Below are 412 nucleotides of genomic sequence, written 5' to 3'. Positions count from 1 at the left end.
ATATAGTGCGGGATCATGGGGACCATCTGCTTCCACAGTTTTGATGGAACGTGATAAGCGTATATGGCATAATTTAGTTTAGAGTAATAAGCATTAAGTATGCATGGAATGATTATTGACCGTTTAAATTTTGAAACACCCACGACTCTTGCTTTAGCGTTGGCTGATCGTGTTGCAGCAGAGCTTAGTATAGCTATTCTGGAGCGAAAGCGCGCGATTTTAGCCGTATCTGGTGGTAAAACGCCAGAATTGTTTTTTCATTATTTATCAAAAGCGGATATTGATTGGCAAAATATCATTATCACGTTGGTCGATGAACGTTTTGTTTCTCCGCACGATGAACGTTCAAATGAGCATATGGTACAGCGTTATTTGTTACAAAAGTTTGTATCGAAAGCGCGTTTTGTACGAC

At 39.6% G+C, this 412-nt stretch carries 1 protein-coding gene; it reads left to right on the top strand.

Going from position 1 to position 412, the window contains the following annotated elements; genetic code table 11:
* Window positions 1-99: 99 nt before the first annotated feature.
* Window positions 100-412 (top strand): 6-phosphogluconolactonase (locus tag J7R07_RS08050; protein ID WP_208436326.1); only part of this gene is annotated, 313 nt, incomplete at its 3' end.

The organism is Bartonella phoceensis (assembly GCF_902825145.1).
Classification (GTDB): domain Bacteria; phylum Pseudomonadota; class Alphaproteobacteria; order Rhizobiales; family Rhizobiaceae; genus Bartonella; species Bartonella phoceensis.
Note: the sequence above shows the minus strand (reverse complement) of the source record. Positions and strands in the feature narration are given on the sequence as shown.